Source organism: Endozoicomonas sp. SESOKO4 (assembly GCF_024606275.1).
On the sequence record NZ_JAHHPS010000665.1, the window covers coordinates 1 to 1,161 of the forward strand.

2 protein-coding genes are annotated in these 1,161 nt (G+C 45.4%); one reads left to right on the plus strand and one right to left on the minus strand.

All coding sequences use genetic code 11. The features are described from left to right. Window positions 1-74: 74 nt before the first annotated feature. Window positions 75-623, minus strand: a complete 549-nt coding sequence (locus KDK16_RS12910) for a sugar transferase (RefSeq protein WP_257255479.1) — start codon at window positions 621-623, stop codon at window positions 75-77. A 204-nt stretch (window positions 624-827) separates the two neighbouring features. Here KDK16_RS12910 and KDK16_RS12915 point away from each other — a divergent pair, with 204 nt between their 5' ends. Next, entirely contained in the window at window positions 828-1,034 is a 207-nt protein-coding gene (locus tag KDK16_RS12915) for a DUF433 domain-containing protein (RefSeq protein WP_257255480.1), read from the plus strand. The last annotated feature ends 127 nt before the right edge of the window (window positions 1,035-1,161 follow it).

Consider the following 1,161-nt stretch of genomic DNA (forward strand, 5'->3'; position numbering starts at 1 on the left):
CGCCAGGCATTGAATAAAGCAAAACCCCAGTTGAGTGATCGGCTGGGGTTTTTGTAATTTTGCTCCTTTAATACTCATCTCACCCGATCTCCCCGGCCTCTTCCCGTCGCAGTCATTAAAATATATTTAAAATAATCCTGCAGAGTTAAGGAGCGGATCATCTGGCTGTCTGTTCTGGCAAGCAGTTCAGGGGTAGACATATCAATCTGTCTGACTTGCGCAAGACCGGTGACGCCGGGCAGCACATTATACACTCCGAGTTGTTCACGGGCTTCAATCAACTTTTTCTGATTAAAGAGATTAGGTCTTGGGCCTACCAGACTCATATCGCCAACCAGAACATTCCAGAGCTGTGGCAGTTCGTCCAGTTTGGTTTTACGTAAGAAGCGACCCAGTGGCGTAATGGATGAGGAAGGGACAAGATGACTGGCAACAGAGATAGTATCCACTTGCATGGTACGGAACTTCACAAGCACAAACGGCTTTTTATAACGGCCAACCCGTTCCTGGCTGAACAGGGGAGAGCCGGTATCGAGAAAACCCATAATATAAATCACCAGAAGTAAAGGCGAGCTGAGAATAAGACCGAGTAAAGCCAGCAGGCAATCGAGGAAACGATACACTTCATTTTTTACCTGGAGAATAGGCCAAAACGGTAGCCCGAATACCCTGTTTGACAGGATAGGGCGATTGCCAGCCTAAAAGGTGGATTGCCTTTGTAGTATCAAGCTGTAAATCATCAATCAGCTTGCCTACGTTTAAATCTGTAGACGATCTAAGCCATTGTCTCGCAATATAATGTTTATTTTCTCATCCAGGAGCGAATCATGAGTAAGGACGATTATTTAGAGCATATTGAAATTGATCAGGCAAAACGTTTTGGAAAACCTACCATTAAGGGGACCAGAATAACGGTCACTGACATACTCGAAATGCTGGCAAGTGGTATGACGCAAGCAGAAATATTGGATGAACACCCTAATCTTCTGGCAGAACAGATAAAGGCTGCGTTGCTTTACGCAGCCACGGAATAATCATGAAAGTCCCTGCCCAGCAAGCACTTCAGCCAGGTAGCATGTGTTCATAACAGCTTTCCTTTGCTTTCCCTTCAGGCCTGCTTTGAAGGTTTTCGTGTTGTTCAGCAGATTGACTGCAATATGT

Excerpts from the sequence above, each read along its gene's own strand:
- KDK16_RS12915 (WP_257255480.1), top strand. The coding sequence starts at position 828 with ATGAGTAAGGACGATTATTTAGAGCATATTGAAATTGATCAGGCAAAA.